The organism is Nocardioides plantarum, from assembly GCF_006346395.1.
GTDB classification, from domain to species: Bacteria; Actinomycetota; Actinomycetes; order Propionibacteriales; family Nocardioidaceae; genus Nocardioides; species Nocardioides plantarum.
The window spans coordinates 690676-712645 of the sequence record NZ_VDMS01000002.1; the positions used below are offsets into that span (position 1 = coordinate 690676).

The following is a 21970-nucleotide window of genomic DNA, read 5'->3' on the forward strand; positions in this document are numbered from 1 at the left end:
AGACCACTTCTGAGGAGCTCGACATGCAGAGCTGGACCCTCTCGCTGAGGACGGCCGCCGAGACCGGGCTGCCCTCGGTCGACGTCGCGGTGCAGGCGCGGGGCGAGGCGACCGTGGCCGATCTGGCCCGGGCGATCGGCCAGCACGTGGCTCCCGACCAGCCGCACCTGCTCCTCGTGCCCGTCGACGGGGGCCACCCGTGGCCCGCCGACCGGCTCGTGTCCGAGTGCGGGCTGCGCACCGGCGACCTGCTCGACGTCGTGACCGCCCCGCCGGCCTGGCTCACCCGGGTGTCCAGCTCGGCCCGCCCCCGGGCCATCCTCCGCGTGACCGACGGCCCCGACCGCGGCCAGCGCCTCCACGTGCGTGGCAGCTCGCTGACCCTGGGCCGCGGCGCCTCCTGCACCCTGCGCCTCACCGACCCGCTGGTCAGCCAGCACCACGCCCGCATCGTCCTCGGCACCCGCCCGACCGTCTACGACGAGGGCTCGGCCAACGGCACCGTCGTCGGCGGCGAGCGCATCGTCGCCGGCCGCGAGATCGACTGGGGCACTCCGATCCGGCTCGGTCGCAGCACCCTGGTGATCGACGCCGGCGAGGTGCCCACCGAGGCCCCCGCCGTCTCGGTCTTCCGGCCGCCGCGGTTCGGCGAGCCGCTGACCCGGGAGGTCCTCGAGGTCCCCTCCCCGCCGACCAAGACCCGGCCCTCGCCGATGCCGTGGGCGATGCTGATGCTGCCCATGATCATGGGCATCGCGCTGTTCGCCCGCGCCCGCAGCGCCTACGCGATCATCTACATGGTCGCCTGGCCGATCCTGGGCTTCCTCGGCTGGCGCCAGCAGAAGCGTGCGGCGCAGAAGCAGTTCGAGGAGGACCTCGCCGACTGGCGGGCCGACGTCGACGGCTTCATCACCGCCATCGACGAGCACGCGGTGCGCCAGCGCGAGCAGTCCCACGACGACTACCCCGACGCCGAGACCCTGCGCACCCGCGCCGCCAACCGCGATCCCTACCTGTGGGCGCGCTCCGAGAGCCGGCAGGCGTTCCTCGTGACCCGCCTCGGCATCGGCACCGTGCCGGCCATGCTGACCGGCTTCATCAACGACGGCGGCGACCGGGCCACCCGCCGCGAGGTGTCCGAGGAGTTCCGGCAGCGCGAGACGCTGCGGGACATGCCGGTCCTGGCCGACCTCACCGAGCACCCCCTGGTCGCCATCACCGGCGAGCCGCACGCGGTGGACGCCCTGGTCCGCTCGATGATGCTGCGCCTGGCCTTCGACCACTCCCCCACCGACCTCAGCGTCGCCGGCTGCTTCGGCCGCGGCCGCGCCGGTCACGAGGCCTGGCTGCGCTGGCTCCCCCACGCGACCGCACGGCTCGGCGGCGAGCCCCCGGTCGCCGTCGGTGCCCGGGCCGCGACCGCCCTGCTCGACCACCTCGTCACCGAGGACACCGGGCGCGGGCACACGATCTGCTTCGTCGACGAGGACGCCGGCATCGCCCGGCGTACCGTCGAGGCCGTCGCGGCGGTCGCCGCCGAGCGCGGCATCCACCTGATCTGGCTCGGCCGCCACGCCACCGAGGTCCCCGCGGCCACCTCGCTGCGCATCGACCTGGCCACCGGCGAGGTCGGCAAGGCCGACCGGATGGGCATCGCGCACATCGAGGTCGCCGACGCCGTCACCCTCGACGCCGCCTGGCGGGCCGCGCGCCTGATGACGGCGTACGTCGACGAGGCGGCGGTGCTGCCGCCCAGCACCGCGATCCCCAACGTGGTGCGCCTGCCCGAGCTGAGCTCGGACTTCGAGGACCTCGACGACGTCACCGCGGTCACCCGGCGCTGGCAGCAGTCGAGCGGCCTGCGCGCCCAGATCGGCTCGGGCGTCGACGGCGTCACCACCATCGACCTGCGCGAGGACGGCCCGCACGGGCTCGTCGCCGGCACCACCGGCTCCGGCAAGAGCGAGCTGCTGCAGTCGCTGCTCTGCTCGCTGGCCCTCAACAACCCGGCGTCGCGGATGAACTTCCTGCTCGTCGACTACAAGGGCGGCGCGGCGTTCCGCGAGTGCGCCGACCTGCCCCACACCGTCGGCTACATCACCGACCTCACCCCCGCGCTCGTGCAGCGCGCGATGACGTCGATCGGCGCCGAGATCGTCTACCGCGAGCACCTCCTGGGTCAGTACGGCGTCAAGGACCTCGTCCAGCTCGAGCGCGAGCGTCCCGACGTCGCCCCGCCCAGCCTGCTCATCTGCGTCGACGAGTTCGCCGCACTGACCTCCGAGGTCCCCGAGTTCGTCGACGGCATGGTCAACATCGCGCAGCGGGGTCGCTCGCTCGGCATGCACGTGCTGCTGGCGACGCAGCGCCCGGCCGGCGTCGTCACCGGCAACATCAAGGCCAACGCCGACCTGCGGATCTCGCTGCGCGTCTCGTCGGCCGACGACTCCCGCGACGTCATCGACAGCCCCGAGGCCGCCCGGATCTCCCGCCGTACGCCGGGACGCGCCTGGATCCGCCGTACCGGGCACGGCACGGCCGAGCTCGTGCAGTCGGCCTGGACCGGCGCGCGCGAGCCGATGGCCGGCTCCGAGGTGCCGGTGCTGGTCAACCCGTTCAGCGCCGTCACGGGGGCCTTCGAGAGCACCGGCCACGAGCAGCGCCTCAACCCGCGCACCGACCTCGAGCGGTGCGTGCACACCATCAACGAGGCGTTCATGATGTCGGGTGCGGCGGCCCCGAAGCGGCCCTGGCTGCCGGCCCTGCCGGCCGAGCTGCCGCTCGACGTCGAGGCCCTGGTGGCCGGCGCCGAGGGACGCACCAGCGGCAACGTGACCATCGGGCGCATCGACGAGCCGGAGGCCCAGCGCCAGCCCGAGCTCAGCCTCGACTTCGCCGCCATCGGGCACGTGCTGGTGCACGGCGCCTCGGGCTCGGGCAAGACCGAGCTGCTGCGCTCGGCGGCGCTGAGCGCCTCGATCGCCGACGCGTTCGGCAGCTACGGCGTGGCGCCCTACATCTACGGCGTCGACTTCGCCGGCGGTGGCCTGGCGGCGATCAGCGGGGTCCCGACCGTCGAGGCGATCGTGTCGGAGTCCCAGCTGGGCCGGGTCATGCGCCTGATCCGGTTGCTGCGCCGCACCATGGACGAACGCGCCCAGGCCCTGTCGGCCCGCGGCTGCGCCGACCTCGACGACCTGGCCCGCCAGGGCCACGCGCTGCCCCGGGTCTACGTGCTGATCGACAACCTGCCCTCGATGGTCGAGAGCCTGGAGTCCGGAGGAGGTGTAGCCCCGTCCCACGTGGAGAGGCTGCAGACCGTGCTCCAGAACGGACGACGCGTCGGCATCCACGTGATCGCCACCGCGCCCGGGCGCACCGGGGTCCCCACCTCGCTCGGCTCGACGTTCGGTCGCCGCATCGTGCTGCGGATGACGACCAACGACGACTACCTGATGCTCGGGGTCCCCGGCAACGTCCTCGACGCCGACACGCTCCCCGGCGCCGGCCTGCTCGGCAAGCGCAGCGTCCAGGTCCAGACGACGGGTGGCGCGGGCACCCCGCTCCAGGCAGAGCGGATCGAGACCATCAACCGGCTCCTGACCCCCCGCACCCAGGGTCGTCCGACCGCTCCGGTCCCGCCGATGCCGGCCCGGCTCGACCAGGCCGCACTCCCGGCCCCCCGCGGCTCCCGGGTCGCGATCGCCGTCGACGCCGACGCCGTGGCCGTCCTCGAGGTCGACCTGCTCGCCGGCCCCGTGCTCGTCGCCGGTCGCTCCCGCACCGGCCGCACCGGCACCCTCGACGGTCTGCAGGCCCTCGTCGCCCGCGGCGACCGGCCGCCGACGGTCATCCGCGAGCCCGACTACGCCTCGACCCTGGCCGCCGTCGAGCGCTGGGTCACGGAACGTTCCGACGGCGGATGGGCTCTCGTCATGGTCGACGACGCCCATCTCTGGGATGCTGGGGTCGGAGTCGACGACGCACGACGTACTACCCGTGACCGTCTCCTGGGCCTTCTCGGTGCCCACACCCAGCAGATCGGGCTGGTGGTGACCGCCGATACCGCCCAGGCGAAGGCCCGTGGTGGTCCGGAGGGCCTGGTCGAGACCGCCCGCCGCAACCGGCGCGGGTTCCTCCTCACCCCGGAGTGGGCCGACGGCGATGCACTCGGGGCATCGGTCCCGACCAAGACCACCGAACCGCTCACCGGACCCGGACGTGGGGTGTGGTGCGACGGAGGCACCGCGTGGGTGGCGCAGGTCGTCCACGCAGCACCCGCAGCACCCGCAGCACCCGCAGCAGATGGCACGGCATGACGACACCACCCAGGCACGACGCAGCAACGGCGCAGCAGATGACGCACGACATGACGCACGACGCTCACCAGGAGACGTGATGACAGACTCGGGCAGCCCTCGGACCACACCGACGCGACGAGGCCGGGCACGGTCCCGCCTCGAGGCACTGGTCCCAGCCCGGCTCCGCAACCGGCAGTCCCGCGGTGCGGCCGAGCTCTCCGTCCTGGTGGTCACCGGCTCCCTGATCGCGGGCGTCTTCTTCGGTCAGGGCATCAGCCGCACCGCGGTCGACGTGGCCGACGGCCTGACCTGGCTCTCCGACGAGCCCAACGGCCAGATCATCCAGGTCAACCCCGCCACCGGGCAGCTCGAGGTCAAGCAGGTCGTCGGCAACCCCGGTGACGACATCGAGGTCACCGGCGAGCACGGCGGCCAGCTCTACGTCGCCGACCACACCTCGGGCCGGCTGCGGGCCTTCGACCTGACCAGCATCCTGGTCTCCGGCCAGCGCCGCATCAGCACCGGCGGCGCGGTCGACACGATCTTCAACGACGACGGTGTCTTCCTCGTCGACAGCGAGCAGTCCACGATCTCGGCGATGGACCCGCAGACGACCGACGCGATCGGCACCATCTGGGTGGCGCCCAGCGGCCTGGCCGACGCCGCCGTCGACGGCAAGGGCGTGATCTGGGCCCTCGAGGACGACGGCACCCTCCACCAGCTGAGCTGGTCTGCGGACCAGCAGAAGTTCCAGGACGACGACGACCAGTCGGTCGACGGCAGCGGCGAGGGCTCGGTCCTGGTCGCACACGACGAGGGCGTGACCGTGTTCGGACCCGACCAGGGCATGATCGCCCAGGTCGGCACCGGCCACGACCTCACCACCGACGCCCCCAAGGTGATCGGCAAGATCTACGCACCGGAGAAGTCCCCCAGCGACCTGGTCCCGGTCGCCTCGGCCGACAACAGCCACGTCGTCCTGCTGTCCGGCAAGCGCGTCATCGAGATCGACATGGCCTCGATCGCCTGCACCAAGCCCGGCACCCCCGAGGTCTTCCGCGGCGAGGTCTGGGTCCCCTGCACCGGCCAGGGCCGCGTCGTACGACTCAACGCCGAGGGTCGCCGGGTCGCCCGCGACCTGTCCACGCCTGGCAGCAAGGACCCCGAGCTGATCCTCGACGACGACAACCTCGTCATCAACGCCCCAGGCGCACCACAGGGCATCGTCGTGCACGGCGACGGCAGCACCAGCACCATCGTCCGTGAGGACGCCAAGGTGCCCACCAACGGCCTGACGCCCGCCACGACCCCGCCGTCGCTCCCGGACCAGGACCTCGTCGACGACCTGCTCGACCTCGGCGGCGACGACGAGGAGTCCGAGCCCCCGACGCCCGACCCGACCAACACCCCCAACACGCCCGACTCACAGCCGAGCGGCACTCCCCCGACCGGCACGCCGCCCGGCGGTGGCGGTGGCGGTGGCGGTGACACCCACGGTGGCGGCGGTGGCGGCGGCGGTGGCAACAACCTGACGCCGACGACGTGCACGCCGAGCTCGACGCCCACGTCGTGGGGAGGCGGCGGCAAGGGCGGCAGCGCGAAGCCGTGCAGCCCGCCCACCGGCAGCGCCGGACAGCCCGTGACGGCCCCCACCGACGTCGTCGCCGAGGCGATGGCCGAGGGCCAGGTCCGCGTCTCCTGGCGTCATTCCGGGCTGCCGAAGGCCGACGGCTTCGTCATCCGCTCCTCCACCGGCAAGACCTACCCGGGCCTGAAGGGCTGGGTGCGTGAGGCCTTCGTCGACGTCACCCCCGGCCAGCCGACCACGTTCACCGTGACCGCCGTGCACGACGACAGCCAGTCGACGTCCTACCCCTCCAACACGGTCACCTCGACCGCCCGGCCGGGCGCCCCCACGGTGACCGGTACGGCGACCTACCAGGGCAACGACGACGAGGAGATCTTCGTGGTCGACGTCAAGTGGCAGGGCGCGAAGGCCAACGGCAAGCCGATCGCCACCTACGACGTCGCGGTCACCGTCGCCGGCGACACCCGGAGCCAGCAGGTCTCCGGTGGTCAGAGCAGCGCGAAGTTCACCTGGACCTGCAGCCGCAGGACCAACGCCGACTGCAAGGTCGGCGGCGACTTCCAGGCCACGGTGATGGCCCGCAACGAGCTGGGCTCCGGCGCCGCCGGGGTCGTCTCCGGAACGGCCCCGGCCCAGCCGCCGCCGCCGCTGCCCGACAGCAACCGGCAGATCGTCGACGGCTCGAGCCCGCGCAGCGACAACGCCGCCGACGACGGCTCCGGGTCGATCGACCTCAAGCTGCGAGCCCCCGACGACTGGTTCCGGTTCCCCGGCACCTGCACCTACGTGCTCGACGCCAACCCGGCGCAGCCCGTGGCCTGCAACGCCACCAAGGTCACCATCGCCTACGCCAACGGCGTGATCTACCAGCCCAACAAGGGCACGGTCGACCACCGGGTCATCTTCTACGCCACCAACCCACGCGGTACGGCGACCAGCTCGGGCTACAGCTTCACCACCAAGCAGACCCCCCAGGTGGTGCCCCCGCCGGACCCCGAGCCGAGCCCCGAGCAGCCCGGCTGCTCGCCGCAGCCCTGCCAGATCCCCTGACCCGCACGGCTCTCCACGGGCCGAGCCGAGCCGACCCCCCGAGCCGTTCCCGAGAGGCCAGCCATGACCGCCCTGATCAACCCGACCGTTCCCGGTGAGCAGGAGATCGCCGCCTTCGGGCGGCTCCACCAGCGCATCGGCGACGCGGTCGAGTCCGCGGTGCACGGCAAGCGGGCCGTCGTCGACCTCGTCCTGGTCGCCACCTTCGCCGGTGGGCACGTGCTGCTGGAGGACGTCCCCGGCACCGGCAAGACCACGCTGGCCCGGGCCGTCGGACGGGCGATGGGTGGGCAGGTCGGACGGATCCAGTTCACGCCCGACCTGTTGCCGAGCGACGTCACCGGCACCACCGTGTTCGACCCACGAGACGGCCAGATCCGGTTCCGCCAGGGCCCGGTCTTCGCCAACGTCGTCCTGGCCGACGAGATCAACCGGGCGGCGGCCAAGACCCAGTCGGCGCTGCTCGAGGTGATGCAGGAGCGCACCGTCACCGTCGACGGCGTGGGGCACCCGGTCCCCCGGCCGTTCGTGGTGATCGCGACGCAGAACCCCATCGACCTCGAGGGCACCTACCGGCTCCCCGAGGCCCAGCTCGACCGGTTCCTGCTCCGCACCTCGCTGGGCTACCCCGACGCCGAGCACGAGATCGAGGTGCTGCGGCCCAACAGCACGGCCGGGCTGGTCGACGACGTCCCCACCGTGACGACGCCCGCGGAGGTCGCGGCCGTCGCCGACCAGCTGTCGCGGCTGCACGTGGCCGACCCGATCCTCCGCTACGTCCGCGACATCGGGATGACGATCCGCCGCGACCCACGCGTACGGGTAGGGGTGAGCACCCGCGGGCTCAAGGCCCTGGTCGGGTGCCTCCAGGTCTACGCGGCGGCGCGCGGGCGCCACTACGTCGTGCCCAGCGACGTACAGCGCCTGGCCGAGCCGGTCCTGGCCCACCGCACCGTCCTGGGCCGCGATGCCATCCTGGCCGGCCACACGAGCGAGGGCGTCGTCCACGAGGTGCTCGAGACGGTCCAGCCGCCGCAGCCCGACGCGGGCTGAGCGGGTCATGGGCCAGGTGTGGGCGAGCGCGACCGGTCGCGGCCGCGCGATCGTCGTGCTCGGGGTCCTGCTCCTGGGTGCCGGCCTGGCCTGGGACTACCTCCTGGTCGCCGGTCTCGGGGGCTGCCTCCTGGCGCTCGTCGTCGTCGAGCTCGCCGCGGTCCTCCTCACCCGCCCGGTGGCGGTCGACCGCGACATCGAGCCGCGCGTCGTGGTCCGTCAGGCCCCGTGCGAGGGCCGGCTGCTCGTGCGTGGCCGACGCCGACGGGGGCTGGTGCGGCTCGACGTCGCCGACCGTGTCCACGGCGGCCTGGTGCCGGTCTCGCTGCCCGACCACCTCGGCACCGACGAGCTGGGCACCCGTGTCGTCTACCGGATCCCGACGCCTCGGCGCGGCCTGGTCGACGTCGGCCCGGTCCAGGTGCGGCTCGTCGGGCTCACCGGCATGGCCGCCCGCTCGACCGAGTCCGGACCCGTCGACCAGGTCCGGGTGCTGCCCCGCCGCGTGCCCCTGGCCGGGATGGTCTCGGGGACCCGCCGGGCCCTGACCGGCAACGACGAGGCCAACGAGCTCGGCGGCACCGACCTCGTGGGGCTCCACGAGTACGCCATGGGTGACGACCTGCGGCGGCTGCACTGGGCGACCAGCGCCCGTACCGGGACCCTGATGGTGCGCGAGGACGCCGAGCCGTCGCAGGCCCACGTGTGCGTCCTGCTCGACGACCGTGCCTCGGCCTACCTGGGCGACGACGCGCTGTTCGAGGAGGCGGTCGAGATCGCCGCCGCCCTGTGCCGCTCGGGTCTCGAGGACGGCCTCCCGGTCCGGCTGCACACGATGAGCGACCGCCGCGAGGTGCGGGTGCCCGGGTCGGCCAGCCGACGGCTCCTCGAGGAGCACCGCGACCTCGACTGGCTCCTGGCCGAGGTCGACCTCACCGGGTCGCTGTCGCGCATCGAACTGCACAGCCGCGACCTCGACGTCGCCGTGGCCGTGACCGGCCCGGGCGCCGACCTGCGCGACGTCGGGCTGCTGCTCGGCGACGCACCGACGCGGGTCCTCGCCGTCGTCGACCCCGCCCCCTTCGTCGGTGCCCACCAGGAGGCCGGGCTGCTCGTGCTGCGCGGGGCGACCTCGGTGTCGCTCGCGGCCAGCTGGGACGCGGCGGTGCACCGGTGAGCAGCATCGCCACCTCCGAGGCCACCACCGAGAGCCTGCCCGGACGCGCGCTCCGGCTGCTGTGGCCGGTCGCGCTCCTCGTCCTGGGTGCCCTGGTGCTGGCCACCGCCTGGCACCGGCTGACGATCTCGCTGCTCTTCGCCGTGGTCGCCGCCCTCCCCCTGCTGCTGCTGCGCGGCCTGCTGCGGGTCGGGATGTCGCGCTGGTTCGCCAGCTCGATGATCGTGCTGCTGTCGATCATGGGCGCCTACCTCGCCACCTCGGGCGCCGACCTCTCGCTCGAGCAGACCATCCAGGACGTCGTACCCCGGCTGCTGACCGCGCCGCAGCCGTACGCCGCCCGTGCCGACCTGCTGGTCGGGCCGCTGCTGCTGACCGCGCTGGTCTCGGTGCTCGTCGGGCTCCGGGTCGACAGCCGGCTGCGGGTCGAGCCGGTCGTCGGTGCCGCCGTCCTCTACCTCGCCGGGATGCTGCTCACCGCCGGGGACGCCGACCCCGCGGGCCTCGTGGTGGTGCTGCTGCTGGTGGTCGCCCTGCTCGGCTGGGTCTTCCTCGACGAGCACGGCGAGCCGGTCCGGCAGCGGCTGGCGCTGGCCGGTCCGGTCTCGGTCGTCGGCGTCGGCGCGCTCGCCGCCATCGCCACCCTGCCGGTGGGGGCGGCGTTCGAGCCCCGCGAGATGGTCGACCCGCCGGTCGTCGACGTGGTCGCGTCCAACCCGCTCACCCAGCTGGGGGCATGGGCCAACAACCCCGACCAGGAGCTGCTGCGGGTCCGTGGTCCCAAGGTCCCGCTGCGCCTGGTCGTCCTCGACAAGTACGACGGCACCCAGTGGACCTCGGCCACCAGGTTCGAGCAGGTCCGCAGCGACGGGCGCACCGGGATCGACCCCGGGCCCTACCCGTCCGACGCGACCCTGCAGGTGCAGTTCTCGGGCCTGGGTGGCAGTTGGCTCCCCAGCCCCGGCACCCCGCTCTCGGTGGCGCTCGACGACGTCCTGGTCGATCCCGCCACCGGCACCCTGTTCTCGCCCGACGGCACCGACGGCCTGGTCTACGAGGTGGCCGGGTCCTACGACTCCCCGCCCAGCGAGGACCTGAACGCCGCCCAGGTCCCCGAGGACGTCGGCGAGCTCACCGAGCTCCCTCCGCTGCCCAAGCCGCTCGCCGACTTCGCCGGCCAGGTCGGTGCGACCGCAGCGACGCCGTACCAACGGGCCTCGGCCATCGAGTCCCTGGTCCGCGACGAGTACAAGCTCTCGCCGACCGCCATCTCGGGCTCCGCGCTGTGGCGGCTCGACCAGTTCCTCCTCGGCGGCTCCGACAAGCCGGGAGGCGGGGTCGGCACCTCCGAGCAGTTCGCCTCGGCCTTCGCGCTGCTGGCCCGCTACAACGGGCTCCCGACCCGGGTGGTGGTGGGCTTCCGCCCCGGCACCGCCCAGGACGACGGCACGCGCGTGATCAAGGGCGAGGACGCCTTCGCGTGGGCCGAGGTCTACTTCCGCGGCCTGGGCTGGGTGCCCTTCTCGCCCACGCCCGACGACGACACCTTCAGCCGCCCCCGGCCCATCGAGGCCACCGAGGCCGAGCTGCCCGAGGAGGCCGACACCGGCTCACCGGTGCTGCCCCCGTCGACGAGCGCCACCCCGAGCGAGGACCCCCAGACCGGCGACGCGAGCGTGGGCCCGGACGACGCCGACGCCCCGATGGGGGGACCGGCCGCGTCGGTGCTGCTCGGTGCCGGCCTGGCCCTGGTGGTGGTGGTCCTGGTGCTGCTCCGCACCGGCCGTCGGGTCCGCCACCAGCGTCGTGGCCCGACCGGCGCCTGGGCCGAGGTGGTCGACGCGATGCGGCTCTCGGGCCTGCGGCCCGCTGCCCACCAGCCCGCCGACGTCGTGGCCGCCGGCCTCGACGCCCGCCTCGGCACCTCCTCGGCCGCCATCGCCTCCCGTGCCGAGCTCGCCACCTTCGGCCCCCCGACGCCGTCCCCCTCGCCCGACGCCGACCGCACCGCCCTGCGGACGCAGCTGCGCGACGTACGCCGGCGGGTCCGCCGCGAGACGCCGCTGTGGCGCCGCTGGTGGTGGTGGCTCGACCCGCGGGTCCTGCGCCGCTCGTAGAGGTGCGGGCGCACGACCGACTCGTGCAATCGAACGAGTCGGGCGCCCGACCAGCCCCACCCGGCCACCAACCCGTTCAATTGCACGAGTCGGGCGCCCGGTCAGCCCCACCCGGCCACCAACCCGTTCAATTGCACGAGTCAGCACGCGTGCCAGCGACAGGACCGACCGCCGAGCAGACGACCCCCCGGACTAGTCCAGGCCGGGTGGCGCCGGCTACTGCTCGAAGCCGAACGCCGTGACCTTGCCGCATCGCGAGGTGCGGTCGCTGATGCCGTAGGCCCCGGTGGGCAGCTTGACGAGCATGAAGAAGCAGGCGCGTCCGGTCGGTAGGCGCGGGGCGATCGGGACGGTGACCTTGGTGCCGCCCGAGCCGGGGGGCCAGCTGTAGATGACGCGGCCCCCGGGGACGTCGTCGGTGGCCATGAGGAGCCGGAACTCCCCCTCGCCGTCGGACGGGTCGGTCCACTGGGCGCCGAGGTTGGTCCCGTCGTAGTCGAAGGACTGGAGCACGACGGCGAGGTCGGCCTGGGGCCGGCCGGTCACGGTGTCGGTGGCCCCCGGCGCGACGGGAGCGACGGGGGCTCCCTGACCGGGGTCGGTGACGGCGGAGGTGTCGGGGTCGGTCGGCTCGTCCTTGTCGCGGAGCACGGCCCCGACGATGCCGAGCGCCAGCCCGATGACCAGGGCGCCGACCCCGAGCAGGAGCGGGAGACGTCGGCGCGACGGGGACTTCTCCTCGGCGGGCGCCTCGGGCTCGCTACGGGCCGCGGGAGGCTTGCCGGTGGCGTCAGGGAGTCCGGTGCCGGTGGGCTCGGCGTCGTGGACGGGGGCGGCGTGGGACACCGCGGAGACCGCGAGCGGGACCGGCTCGGCCATCGGTGACGGACTGTGGCTGATCGGGCTGGGACTGATGGGTCCGGGCCCGATCGGCGCCGGCGCCGCCCACGTGGGGGTGTGCGTCGGCGTCGGGGTGGGGGTGGGGGTGGGGGCAGCCTCGCGGTCGGTGCCCGAGGATGCCGCCGGCGACGGTGCCGGTGACGGGGCAGGTGACTTGACCAGGGAGGGCGGGGCCGGTCGCGGCGCCCCGCTCGCACCGGTGGGCTCCCAGGCCGAGGCACGCAGGCCGTGCAACGCGTCGCGCAGCTCGGCGGCCGAAGCCCACCGCTCGGCGACGTCCTTGCGCAGGCACCGCGCGATGACCGGCCCCAGGCGCTCGGCACCGACGATCTCGAGGGGGCGGTGGTCCTCGGTGCGGGCCCGGCGCAGGTAGGCCAGGGCGGAGTCCTCGTCGGGGTCGTCGCTGGCGAACGGCGGGCGCCCGTCGAGCAGCGTGAAGAGCGTGGAGCCGAGGGACCACACGTCGTCGGCCGCCGTCGGGGGGTGCCCGTCGAGGATCTGGGGGGCAGCGTGGCGGTAGGTGAAGGTCTCGGCCGACGAGGTGTGCTCGGCGTCGACGAGGCGGGCGATGCCGAAGTCGGCGAGCACCCAGGACGTGGGCAGCACCAGGACGTTCTGGGGCTTCACGTCACGGTGGAGGACGCCGCGCTCGTGGGCGAACGACAGCGCGTCAGCGAGCACCTCGCCGATCCGGCCGACCTCCTCGGGCGGTAGCGGGCCGTAGGCGCGGAGCCGGTCGTGGAGGGTGCCACCCTCGAAGAAGTCCATGACCACGGCCGGGCGCCCGGACGCGGTGGTGCCGGTCGCCAGCACGGTGACGATGTTGGGGTGCTGGCGGCCCAGCTGGACGGTGATCTCGATCTCGCGCGCGAACCGCGCGGCGCGGGTCGGGTCGCTGGTGGTGTCGAGACTGAGCACCTTGATGGCGACCTCGCGCCCCAGGGCGACCTCGCGGGCGCGGTAGACGACCGAGTCGCCACCACGGCCGATCTCGACGAGGTCGGTGTAGCCGTCGAGCTGCTCGCTCGCGGTGGCGCGCACGGGCTCCGGCGGACGCCAGGCGGCGTCGGACCCGTCCGACCCGCCCGAGGATCCCGAAGTCATGGGCTCAGCCTATGACCTGCGGGGTGTGCTCACACGCAGCAGGCGCCACCCTGCTCGGCCGTCGGAGCGGCGAGCGGGGTGGCGCCCGTGGAGCGCGGTGGCTCAGGCCTTGTCGTCGGCCTTGTCGTCGGACTCGGTGGCCGTGGCCTCGGAGGCCTCGTCCGAGCCCTCGTCGGAGCCCTCGGCCGACTCGTCGACGGGCTCGTCCTCACCGATGGTGCCGTCGGGGCGCAGGTTCTTGAGCTCGACCGGGTTGCCCGAGGCGTCCTTGACCTCGGCACCCTCCACGACCAGCGCGAGCGCCTTGCCGCGCAGGATCTCCTGCACGAGGTCGGGGATGTGGTTGTGCTCGAACATGTGGTTGGCGAACTCCTGCGGGTCCTGGCCCGACTGCTGGGCGCGCCGTACGAGGTGCTGGGAGAGCTCGGCCTGGTCGATGCCGAACTCCTCCTTCTTGGCGATCTCGTCGAGCAGGAACTGCGCGGCGACGGCGTCGCGGACGCGGCGCTCGAGGTCGGCCTCGAACTCGTCGACGGTCTGGCCCTCGTCCTCGAGGTACTTCTCCATGGTGATGCCGGCCATGGCGAGCTGCTGCTCGACGCTGGAGCGGCGGGCGTTGAGCTCGTCGGTGACCATGGTCTCGGGCAGCGGGATCTCGATCTTGTCCAGCAGGGCCTCGAGGACCGCGTCGCGGGCCTCGGCGGCCTGCTCGAGGCGCTTGCCCCGGCCGAGCCGCTCACGGACGTCGGCGGTGAGCTCGTCGACGGTGTCGAACTCGGAGGCCATCTGAGCGAACTCGTCGTCGATCTCGGGGAGCTCCTGCTCCTGGACCTGGGTCACCTTGACGCTGACCTCGACCTTCTCGCCGACGAGGTCGCCGCCGACCAGCTCGGTCTCGAAGGTCTTGTCGTCGCCGGCGGACAGGCCGACCAGCGCCTCGTCGAGGCCCTCGATCATGCCGCCGCGGCCGACCTGGTAGGACATGCCGCTGACCTCGGCGCCGTCGACGACCTCGCCGTCCTTGGTCGCGCGGAGGTCGAGCACGACGAAGTCACCGTCGGCGGCGGCCCGCTCGACGTCGTTGAGGGTCGCGAACCGCTCGCGCAGCGCCTCGACCTGCTCGTCGACGTCGGCGTCGGTGATCTCGGCGTCGGGGACCTCGGCGGTCAGGCCGGTGTAGTCGGGGACGACGATCTCGGGCTTGACGTCGACCTCGGCGGTGAAGCCGAAGCCCTCGTCGTCGGCGATCTCGAGGCCCTCGATGTCGGGCTGGGCGAGGGGGACGAGGTCGTTGGCCTCGAGCGCCTCGGCGTACTTCTTGGGGAGGGTCTCGTTGATGGCCTGCTCGAGGACGGCCGCGCGGCCGACCTGCCGGTCGATGACCGTGGGCGGCACCTTGCCGCGGCGGAAGCCGGGCACGTTGATCTGCTTGGCGATCGACTGGTAGGCGGCATCCAGGCTCGGCTTGAGCTCCTCGAAAGGCACCTCGACGGTGAGCTTGACCCGCGTGGGGCTCAAGGTCTCGACGGCGCTCTTCACAGGTGGTCTCCTAGGGTTCGGGTGGTGTCTGGGCTGTCGGGGCGACAGGACTCGAACCTGCGATCTCCTGCTCCCAAAGCAGGCGCGCTAGCCACTACGCTACGCCCCGCCAAGTCGGACCTCGGAGCGCCGGGTCGGCGCTCGAGGACCCGCTTGGAGCGGATGACGGGAATCGAACCCGCGTAATCAGTTTGGAAGACTGGAGCTCTACCATTGAGCTACATCCGCGCACACGGGGACTGCGTCCCCGTCGACCTGAGGATTCTTCCACAGGCCCGGGTACGCCGACCAAACGGCATTCGTGCACTGTCGGTCGTCGTCGGTCGTCGTCGGCTCGGCGCCGGGCTCAGCCCTGGCCGCGACCGAGCCAGGTGGTGAGGCACGCCTGGTTGCCCTGGGCGTCGGCCAGCACCCAGAACGCGGGCGCCCGCTCGTCGCTCACCAGCGTGCCGCCGGCGTCGAGCGCTGCTCGGATCCGGGCCTCGACGACCTCGGGGGGCACCCGCAGGTCGAGGTGCCAGCGCTGACGAGGAGTCTCGTGGGGGTCGGTGGACTGCGCCCAGATCGTGGGCATGGTGCCGTCGGGGTCGACGAGCTCGGCCTCGTGGTGGGGGCTGGGCTCGTAGCCGAGCAGCGCGGCCCAGAACGCCTTGACCCCGCCGAAGTCGGCGGTGTCGAGGCCCAGCTCCAAGACGCTCACCTGGTCGGGGCGGGGCGTCGCGCCGAGGCGCCCGGCGGCGGCACTGATCTCCCGCGCCAGACGCACGTCGCGCTGGGTCACCCCGCCCACGTCGTGGCTGGACAGCCGCACGTCGACCGCGGCGTAGGTCAGGTCGACGTCGGGGTGGTGGTCGGCGGTGGCGGCCGCCTCGCCGATCGCCTCGACGAGGCGCACGCCGGTCGCGAAGTCGCCCGTCGCGAAGCGGGCGTGCAGCCGCCAGAACAGGATCCGCCAGTCGGCGAGCCGCTCGGTCTCGACGTCGTGGCCGTCGAGCAGGAGGCGGTCGGCCTCAGGAATCCGTCCCATCACCGGTCCTGTCCACGGGGACCTCCTCGGTCGAGCCGATCGAGGTGCAGATGCAGGCCTGGTTGCCGTGGGCGTCGGCGAGCACCCAGAAGCTCGGCTTGCGGGCGTCGCTGATCAACGTCCCGCCGGCGGCGACGACCTCCTGCACCCGGCGCTCGGCGACCTCCGACGGCACGCTGACGTCGACGTGCCAGCGCTGCTCGGGCGGGTTGTCGACCGTCGAGGTCGCGTCGGGCGCCTCCTGGAACCACACGCCGAGCCCGGTGCCGTCGGGGTCGGCCAGGGCGTCGTCGTCCCCCTCGGGCACGGGACGGCCGAGCACGGCCGCCCAGAACGCCGCCACGTCGGCGTGGGCACGGGTGTCGAGGGCCCACTCCACGACCCGCACCTCCTCGGGCCGGGGCGTGGCTCCCAGGCGCCCGGCGTGGTCGGTGATCTCGCGGGCCAGGCGTACGTCGCGCAGGGTCACCCCACCGACGTCGTGGCTGGTCAGGCGCACGGTGACGAACGGGTAGCGCAGGTCGAGGTCGGGGTGGTGGCCGGCCGCCTCCGCGGAGCCGCCGATGTCGGCGACCAGCCGGAGACCGGTCGCGAAGTCGCCCGTCTCGAAGCGGGCGTGCAGCGCACCCATCAGGTAGCGCCAGTCGTCGAGCAGCTCGCTCGCGACGTCGGCCGGGCCCAGCGTCCGGCGGTCGTCGGCCTGGTCGTCGGTCTGGTCGTGGTCGTCGGTCATGGCAGCACCTTCTGTCCGATGGGTCCGGGGTTGGTGGCGATCTCCCAGCGATAGCCGTCGGGGTCGGCGAAGTAGCCGCTGTAGCCGCCCCACTCACGCTCCAGCGGGTCGCCGACCCGCTCGGCGCCGGCCGCCTGGGCCGTCGCGAGGATCGCGTCGACCTCCTCGGTCGTGGCCACGTTGTGGGCCAGGGTGAACGGAGGGACCCCGTCGTACGCCGCGATGGGGCCGACCTCGTCCTCGAACGCCTGCCGGTCCCACAGCGAGAGCGCGACGTGCTCGCCGACGAGCACCATGCTGACCTCGCCGGGGACGTGGACGTCCTCGGTCCAGCCGAGGCCGTCGAGGTAGAAGCGCCGCGACGCCTCGAGGTCGGCGACGGCGAGCGTGACGAAGCTGATCCGCTGGTCCATCGTCCCGACCCTGCCACGCCTGGTGACTCAGGTCACCACTCGCAGGGGCGAACGCTGCCGTCCGGAGCCGTCGAGGTTGTCGGGAGCCAGCCAGCGCTCGTGCTCGGCCCGCACGGCCGGCCACTCGGTGTCGACGACGGAGAACCAGTCGGTGTCGCGGCTGCGGCCCTTGGTGATCATGTGGTGGCGGAACCGGCCCTCGTAGGTGAACCCCAGCCGGGCCGCGGCCCGGCGCGACGGCTCGTTGAGCGAGTCGCACTTCCACTCGAAGCGGCGGTAGCCGAGGTCGTCGAAGGCCCACCGCATGAGCAGGTGCGTCGCCTCGGTGGTCACCGGCGTGCGCTGCAGGTGCCGGCCGTAGAGGACGCCGGCGACCTCGACCTGACCGGTCGCGGGCTCGATCCGCATGAATGACGTGACGCCGCCCGCCTGCCCCGGCGTCGGGCCCCCGACGGGCACGACCGCCCAGGTCTCGACCGAGGGCGTGGCCAGCTGGTCGGTGATCCACCGCTCCATCGCCCCGACGTCCGCGGGTGGCTGCGTGGGCCGGTAGGTCCACAGGGCGCCGTCGTCCGGGCCGCACAACGCACGGTGCAGCGCGGGCGCGTGGGCGACGTCGAGCGGCTCGAGGACGACGTACCGGCCGGCGAGGCGCACCGGGGTGGGCCACGGCCGCGGCGTCCACCCGGGTACGACGTCGCCGACGAGCTGGCCGTGATCGTTCTCCTCGGGCACGTCGAGACCCTACTGTCGCCTGATGGACCGACGCTGGCACCTGGTGACCGCGGTCGTGGCGAGCGGAGCGGTGCTGTTCCAGCTCGTGCTGGTGGTGCAGGGCGGGGCGGTGCTCGACGAGACCCAGGAGCCGTCGCTGCCGATCGCGCTCTACCGCTTCGCCGCCTACTTCACGATCCAGAGCAACGTGCTCGTGGCCGTGGGGGCCTGGCGGCTGGCGCGCGACCCGGCCCACGACTCGGTCGTGCTCCGGTGGGTGCGGCTCGCGGGGGTCGCCGGCATCACGGTGACCGGCATCGTCCACTTCGTGCTGCTGCGGCCGCTCCTCGACCTCGAGGGCGCCGACTGGGCGGCCGACAAGCTGCTCCACATGGTGGTGCCGGTCCTGGCAGTCGTCGGGTGGGCGGCGTACGGGCCGCGTCGACGGATCGACCGTGCTGCCGTCGCCGTCGCGATCGGGTGGCCGATCCTCTGGCTCGTGGTGACCCTGGCCGTCGGGGCGGCCTCCGGCTGGTACCCCTACCCGTTCCTCGACCCGGACGAGGACGGCGTCCCCGCCGTGGTCGTCGCCTGCAGCGGGGTCACGGCGCTGTTCCTGGCGGTGGTCGGCGGACTCGCGGCCCTCGACCGCCGGCTACCCGAGCGGGCACACTCAGCCCCATGACCGACGGCGTCGACCCCAGCGTCCCTCCCAGCGGCACCGGGTGCGTCGAGTGCGACGCGGCGGGCGGGTGGTGGGTCCACCTGCGGCGCTGCGCCCAGTGCGGCCACGTGGGCTGCTGCGACTCCTCCCCCGGCCAGCACGCCTCGGCGCACCACGCCGCGACCGCACACCCGGTGATGCAGAGCTTCGAGCCCGGCGAGGAGTGGTTCTGGGACTTCGCCGCCGACACAGACGCCGACGTGCCCGAGGACCTCGAGCTCGCCCCGCCGACGTCCCACCCCGACGACCAGCCCGTGCCCGGCCCCGCCGGTCGGGTGCCGGCCGACTGGCTGTCCCACGTCCGTGGCTGAGGCCGAGACGCCCACGAGGAGCGTCCGCACCTTCTGCCGGATCTGCGAGGTGCACTGCGGGCTGGTCGTCGACGTCGTCGGCGAGGGCGCCGACGAGCAGGTCGTCAAGGTGCGCCCCGACCGCGACCACCCCGTCTCGCAGGGCTACTGCTGCGTCAAGGGCCTCGGCCTCGGCGCGCTGCACCACGACGAGGACCGGCTCGACACCCCGCTCAAGCGGGTCGACGGCGAGCTCGTGCCGATCAGCTGGGACCAGGCCAACGCCGAGATCGGCGCGCGCGTGCGCGCCCTCGTCGACGAGCACGGCCCGCGATCGGTCGCGCTCTACCAGGGCAACCCGACGTTCTTCTCGCTGCAGCACACGCTGATGTCGACGGCGTACGTCGAGGCGCTCGGCTCCCCCAACGTCTTCGCCTCCCACTCGGTCGACGTCAACACCAAGTTCCACGTCTCGACCGAGATGTACGGCCTGTCGTTGGTGCACCCGGTGCCCGACCTCGAGCACGTCGAGATGTTCGTCTGCCTCGGCTCCAACCCGCTGGTCAGCCAGATGTCGGTGGTGACGGTCGCCGACGCCGCCGGCGTCCTGCAGCGCATCGAGGCCCGCGGCGGGCGGGTCGTGATCGTCGACCCACGCCGCACCGAGACCGCCCGTCGGGTGGGCGAGCACCTGCCCATCCGGCCCGGCACCGACGCCTACCTGCTGGCCGCGATGCTGCACGTGCTGACCCACGAGCAGCCGCTCGACCTCGCGCCGGCCCGGGCGGTCGCCCGGGGTGTCGACGAGCTGGTCGCCGCCGCTGCCCCGTGGACCCCCGAGCGCGCCGAGGCCGTCACCGGTGTGCCCGCGGCCATGGTGCGCGAGCTCGCCACGGCGTACGCCGCCGCCAGCACCCGAGGGGGCGCCGCGCTCTACTGCTCGACCGGGGTCAACATGGGGCCGTTCGGCTCGGTCGCCTACTGGCTGATCCAGGGCCTCAACCTGCTCACCGGCAACCTCGACCGGCGCGGTGGGCTGCTGGTGCCGCGCGGCGCCTTCGACACGCTGCGCCTCAGCGACCTCGTCGGGCTGGGGCGCTTCGACGAGCACCGCACGACCGACGGCCGGTGGCATCGCGTCGCCGGCGCCTTCCCCGTCGCGGCCCTGGCCGGCGAGATCACCACCGACCACCCCGACCGCGTGCGCGCGCTCTTCGTCACCGCCGGCAACCCCGTGCACTCCGTGCCCGGCCACGACCTGCGCGAGGCGCTCCCCCACCTCGACCTGCTGGTCAGCGTCGACATCTTCCGCAACGAGACCGCCGCCCACGCCGACTACGTGCTGCCCGCCACCGACATGCTCGAGCGCAGCGACTTCCCGGCCTCGCACCAGTCGCTGCAGGTCGTCCCGCACGCCCAGTGGACCCCTGCGGTCGTCGAGCCGCTCGCCGAGCGGCGCACGGAGTGGCGGATCTTCTCCGACCTCGCGATCGCCTCCGGGGTGCGCCCGTGGGGCACCACGGCCGCCCACGCCCTGCCGCGCCTCAACCGCCTGCTGGCCCGGTTGCCGCGCTCGCCCCAGCTCGGCGCCGACCAGCTGCTGGCCCTGCTCCTGCGCTGGGGCCGTCGTACGACGCTGCGCGAGCTCAAGCGACACCCGGAGGGCGTCCTGCTGCCGCCCACCGAGCCGGGGTCGTTCCTCGGCTCACGGGTCGCGACGCCGGACGGCCTGGTCGACCTGGCCCCCGCCGACCTGGTCGCCGACCTGGCCCGCCTCGAGGCGGCGGAGGCCGACCTGGCCCGCCCCGGCGTGCTGCGCCTGGTCGGGCGTCGCGACCGTCGCTCGCACAACTCGTGGATGCACAACAGCGCCTACGTCAAGCAGCCTGACGGCAACGGCGTCCTGCTGCACCCCGACGACGCGGCCGCGCGCGGCATCGTCGAGGGAGACGAGGTCGAGGTGTCGAGCCCGACGGGCCGGCTCACGCTGCCCGCCTCGCTGACCACCGACGTGGCCCGCGGGGTCGTCGTCGTGCCCCACGGCTGGGGCCACGCGACCACCGGCCCACGGCGCGCCCGCGCGCTGCCCGGCGCCAACGTCAACGACGTCATCCCGGGCGGGGCCGCCCACATGGACCCGGTGAGCGGTCAGGCCGTGATGCTGGCCCACGAGGTCGAGGTCGCCCTGGTCGCCGCCGACCCCGAGGTCGGCGTCGGCGTCAGTCCAGCGTCTGGGTGACCTCGGCCCGGTCGCCCTCGACCACGACCCGGGCCGCGGCGCCGGTGACCAGGGACATCCAGGGCTGCGTGTGCCCGATGTCGGCCCCGAGCACCAGCGGCACGTCGAGCGACCCGAGGGCGTCGAGCACGGCCTCGCGCTGGGAGAGCCGGTCGGCGTCGGGCGCCGGGGTGCGACCGACCAGGACGGCGTTCGCCTCCTCGAACCAGCCGGCCAGGCGCAGGGAGTGCAGCGATCGCGCCACGGTGGCCGGGTCGGCCTCGGCGACCTCGAGGAAGACCACGAGGCCCTCGTCGGCGTGGGTCCGCCCGAACCCCGGCACGTCGCCGTACGGCGTCGCGGCGAGCAGCGACACGATCTCGACGCACCCGCCGACGAGCCGACCGGTGACGTCGAGCCCGCCGCCGCCGACGACCTCCCAGGAGCCGGTGCCGTCGAGCGTCAGCTCCTCGACGGCGGGATCGGCCCGGTAGTCGTCCCACGAGCCGACCCGGTGTCGACCGGGGCTGACCTGCACGAACGGACCCGGCCCCGACACGAGCTCGGTCCAGTGCCGCAGGCCCTCGGGGGTGCGGTAGGCGGTGTCCATCAGGTTGGTGCCGTGGACCGTCGCCCAGCCCAGGAGGGTGGTGAAGGGAAGCAGCAGCGAGCAGAGATCGGAGTAGCCGACGAGCCAGGTCGGCTCGAGCGTCGCGAGCTCGTCCCAGTCGAGCTGGTCGAGCAGGTCGATCGCCAGCTCGCCGCCCCACGGCGGCACGACGGCACGCACCGTGGGGTCGCGGAGCATGGCCATGAGCTCGGCGGCCCGCTGCTCCTTGGGCGCCGACACGACCCGGTCGTCGCCGAGGCACTCGCCGACCCACACCTCGTAGCCGCGCTCGCGCAACCACCGGACGTTGTGGTCCAGGCGCGGGCGCAGCGCGTCACCGACCCCGCTGGACGGGGCGGTGACCCCGACGGTGTCGCCGGGTCGGAGCGGGGCGGGGTAGCGGGTCGACACC

The 21970-nt window shown here is 73.6% G+C and carries 15 protein-coding genes and 2 tRNA genes; 8 read left to right on the forward strand and 9 right to left on the reverse strand.

The window, feature by feature from the left end:
- The first annotated feature begins 23 nt into the window (after positions 1 to 23).
- From FJQ56_RS15220 to FJQ56_RS15240, 5 genes are all read left to right on the forward strand, one after another.
- Complete coding sequence (locus tag FJQ56_RS15220) at positions 24 to 4319, forward strand: type VII secretion EssC family protein (protein WP_140010384.1); 4296 nt, start codon at positions 24 to 26, stop codon at positions 4317 to 4319.
- A gap of 79 nt (positions 4320 to 4398) precedes the next feature.
- Positions 4399 to 6939 carry a hypothetical protein gene (locus FJQ56_RS15225; protein ID WP_140010385.1) on the forward strand — a complete coding sequence of 847 codons (2541 nt, stop codon included), beginning with the start codon at positions 4399 to 4401 and terminating at the stop codon, positions 6937 to 6939.
- 63 nt (positions 6940 to 7002) lie between these two features.
- Positions 7003 to 7992 (forward strand): AAA family ATPase, encoded by a 990-nt coding sequence (locus FJQ56_RS15230; RefSeq protein WP_140010386.1) that lies wholly within the window; start codon positions 7003 to 7005, stop codon positions 7990 to 7992.
- Positions 7993 to 7999: 7 nt separating this feature from the next.
- Positions 8000 to 9169, forward strand: a complete 1170-nt coding sequence (locus FJQ56_RS22940; RefSeq protein ID WP_170215423.1) for a DUF58 domain-containing protein — start codon at positions 8000 to 8002, stop codon at positions 9167 to 9169.
- The gene (locus FJQ56_RS15240; protein WP_140010388.1) at positions 9166 to 11286 is read left to right on the forward strand and encodes a transglutaminase TgpA family protein; all 2121 of its coding nucleotides are present in this window, start codon (positions 9166 to 9168) and stop codon (positions 11284 to 11286) included. The genes FJQ56_RS22940 and FJQ56_RS15240 overlap by 4 nt, the downstream gene beginning before the upstream one ends.
- 216 nt (positions 11287 to 11502) lie before the next feature.
- Here FJQ56_RS15240 and FJQ56_RS15245 read toward each other — a convergent pair whose 3' ends face one another.
- From FJQ56_RS15245 to FJQ56_RS15280, 8 genes are all read right to left on the reverse strand, one after another.
- Positions 11503 to 13290, reverse strand: coding sequence for a serine/threonine-protein kinase (locus FJQ56_RS15245; protein ID WP_140010389.1), 1788 nt, complete (start codon positions 13288 to 13290; stop codon positions 11503 to 11505).
- Positions 13291 to 13392: 102 nt separating this feature from the next.
- The gene (gene tig / locus FJQ56_RS15250; RefSeq protein ID WP_140010390.1) at positions 13393 to 14829 is read right to left on the reverse strand and encodes a trigger factor; all 1437 of its coding nucleotides are present in this window, start codon (positions 14827 to 14829) and stop codon (positions 13393 to 13395) included.
- Positions 14830 to 14865: 36 nt separating this feature from the next.
- A tRNA-Pro gene (locus FJQ56_RS15255) sits at positions 14866 to 14938 on the reverse strand.
- Positions 14939 to 14983: 45 nt separating this feature from the next.
- Positions 14984 to 15057: transfer RNA gene (locus FJQ56_RS15260), tRNA-Gly, on the reverse strand.
- Positions 15058 to 15175: 118 nt separating this feature from the next.
- Positions 15176 to 15856, reverse strand: coding sequence for a VOC family protein (locus tag FJQ56_RS15265; protein ID WP_140010391.1), 681 nt, complete (start codon positions 15854 to 15856; stop codon positions 15176 to 15178).
- Positions 15840 to 16589, reverse strand: a complete 750-nt coding sequence (locus FJQ56_RS15270) for a VOC family protein (protein WP_140010392.1) — start codon at positions 16587 to 16589, stop codon at positions 15840 to 15842. The genes FJQ56_RS15265 and FJQ56_RS15270 overlap by 17 nt, the downstream gene beginning before the upstream one ends.
- Complete coding sequence (locus FJQ56_RS15275) at positions 16586 to 17002, reverse strand: VOC family protein (protein WP_140010393.1); 417 nt, start codon at positions 17000 to 17002, stop codon at positions 16586 to 16588. Before FJQ56_RS15275 ends, FJQ56_RS15270 begins: the two co-directional genes overlap by 4 nt.
- A 27-nt stretch (positions 17003 to 17029) precedes the next feature.
- A complete protein-coding gene (locus tag FJQ56_RS15280; RefSeq protein WP_140010394.1) occupies positions 17030 to 17737 on the reverse strand; it encodes a GNAT family N-acetyltransferase in 708 nt (235 codons plus the stop codon).
- Positions 17738 to 17759: 22 nt separating this feature from the next.
- On the opposite strand from FJQ56_RS15280, the gene FJQ56_RS15285 reads away from it, so the two are divergent.
- Genes FJQ56_RS15285 through FJQ56_RS15295 form a run of 3 tightly spaced genes read left to right on the forward strand, consistent with a single transcriptional unit; the run spans position 17760 to position 20969 of the window.
- On the forward strand, positions 17760 to 18401 hold the full coding sequence (locus tag FJQ56_RS15285; RefSeq protein ID WP_140010395.1) for a Pr6Pr family membrane protein: 642 nt from the start codon (positions 17760 to 17762) through the stop codon (positions 18399 to 18401).
- Positions 18398 to 18751 (forward strand): UBP-type zinc finger domain-containing protein, encoded by a 354-nt coding sequence (locus FJQ56_RS15290; protein ID WP_140010396.1) that lies wholly within the window; start codon positions 18398 to 18400, stop codon positions 18749 to 18751. Before FJQ56_RS15285 ends, FJQ56_RS15290 begins: the two co-directional genes overlap by 4 nt.
- Entirely contained in the window at positions 18744 to 20969 is a 2226-nt protein-coding gene (locus FJQ56_RS15295; RefSeq protein ID WP_140010397.1) for a molybdopterin-containing oxidoreductase family protein, read from the forward strand. The genes FJQ56_RS15290 and FJQ56_RS15295 overlap by 8 nt, the downstream gene beginning before the upstream one ends.
- Here FJQ56_RS15295 and FJQ56_RS15300 read toward each other — a convergent pair.
- Complete coding sequence (locus tag FJQ56_RS15300; RefSeq protein ID WP_140010398.1) at positions 20950 to 21969, reverse strand: S66 family peptidase; 1020 nt, start codon at positions 21967 to 21969, stop codon at positions 20950 to 20952. The genes FJQ56_RS15295 and FJQ56_RS15300 overlap by 20 nt on opposite strands.
- Position 21970 lies beyond the last annotated feature (1 nt).

Coding starts and splice junctions, on each gene's coding strand:
- FJQ56_RS15290 (WP_140010396.1), top strand. CDS start 18,398: ATGACCGACGGCGTCGACCCCAGCGTCCCTCCCAGCGGCACCGGGTGC.
- FJQ56_RS15270 (WP_140010392.1), bottom strand. CDS start 16,589: ATGACCGACGACCACGACCAGACCGACGACCAGGCCGACGACCGCCGG.
- FJQ56_RS22940 (WP_170215423.1), top strand. CDS start 8,000: ATGGGCCAGGTGTGGGCGAGCGCGACCGGTCGCGGCCGCGCGATCGTC.
- FJQ56_RS15230 (WP_140010386.1), top strand. CDS start 7,003: ATGACCGCCCTGATCAACCCGACCGTTCCCGGTGAGCAGGAGATCGCC.
- FJQ56_RS15265 (WP_140010391.1), bottom strand. CDS start 15,856: ATGGGACGGATTCCTGAGGCCGACCGCCTCCTGCTCGACGGCCACGAC.
- FJQ56_RS15245 (WP_140010389.1), bottom strand. CDS start 13,290: ATGACTTCGGGATCCTCGGGCGGGTCGGACGGGTCCGACGCCGCCTGG.
- FJQ56_RS15275 (WP_140010393.1), bottom strand. CDS start 17,002: ATGGACCAGCGGATCAGCTTCGTCACGCTCGCCGTCGCCGACCTCGAG.
- FJQ56_RS15285 (WP_140010395.1), top strand. CDS start 17,760: ATGGACCGACGCTGGCACCTGGTGACCGCGGTCGTGGCGAGCGGAGCG.
- FJQ56_RS15225 (WP_140010385.1), top strand. CDS start 4,399: ATGACAGACTCGGGCAGCCCTCGGACCACACCGACGCGACGAGGCCGG.
- FJQ56_RS15220 (WP_140010384.1), top strand. CDS start 24: ATGCAGAGCTGGACCCTCTCGCTGAGGACGGCCGCCGAGACCGGGCTG.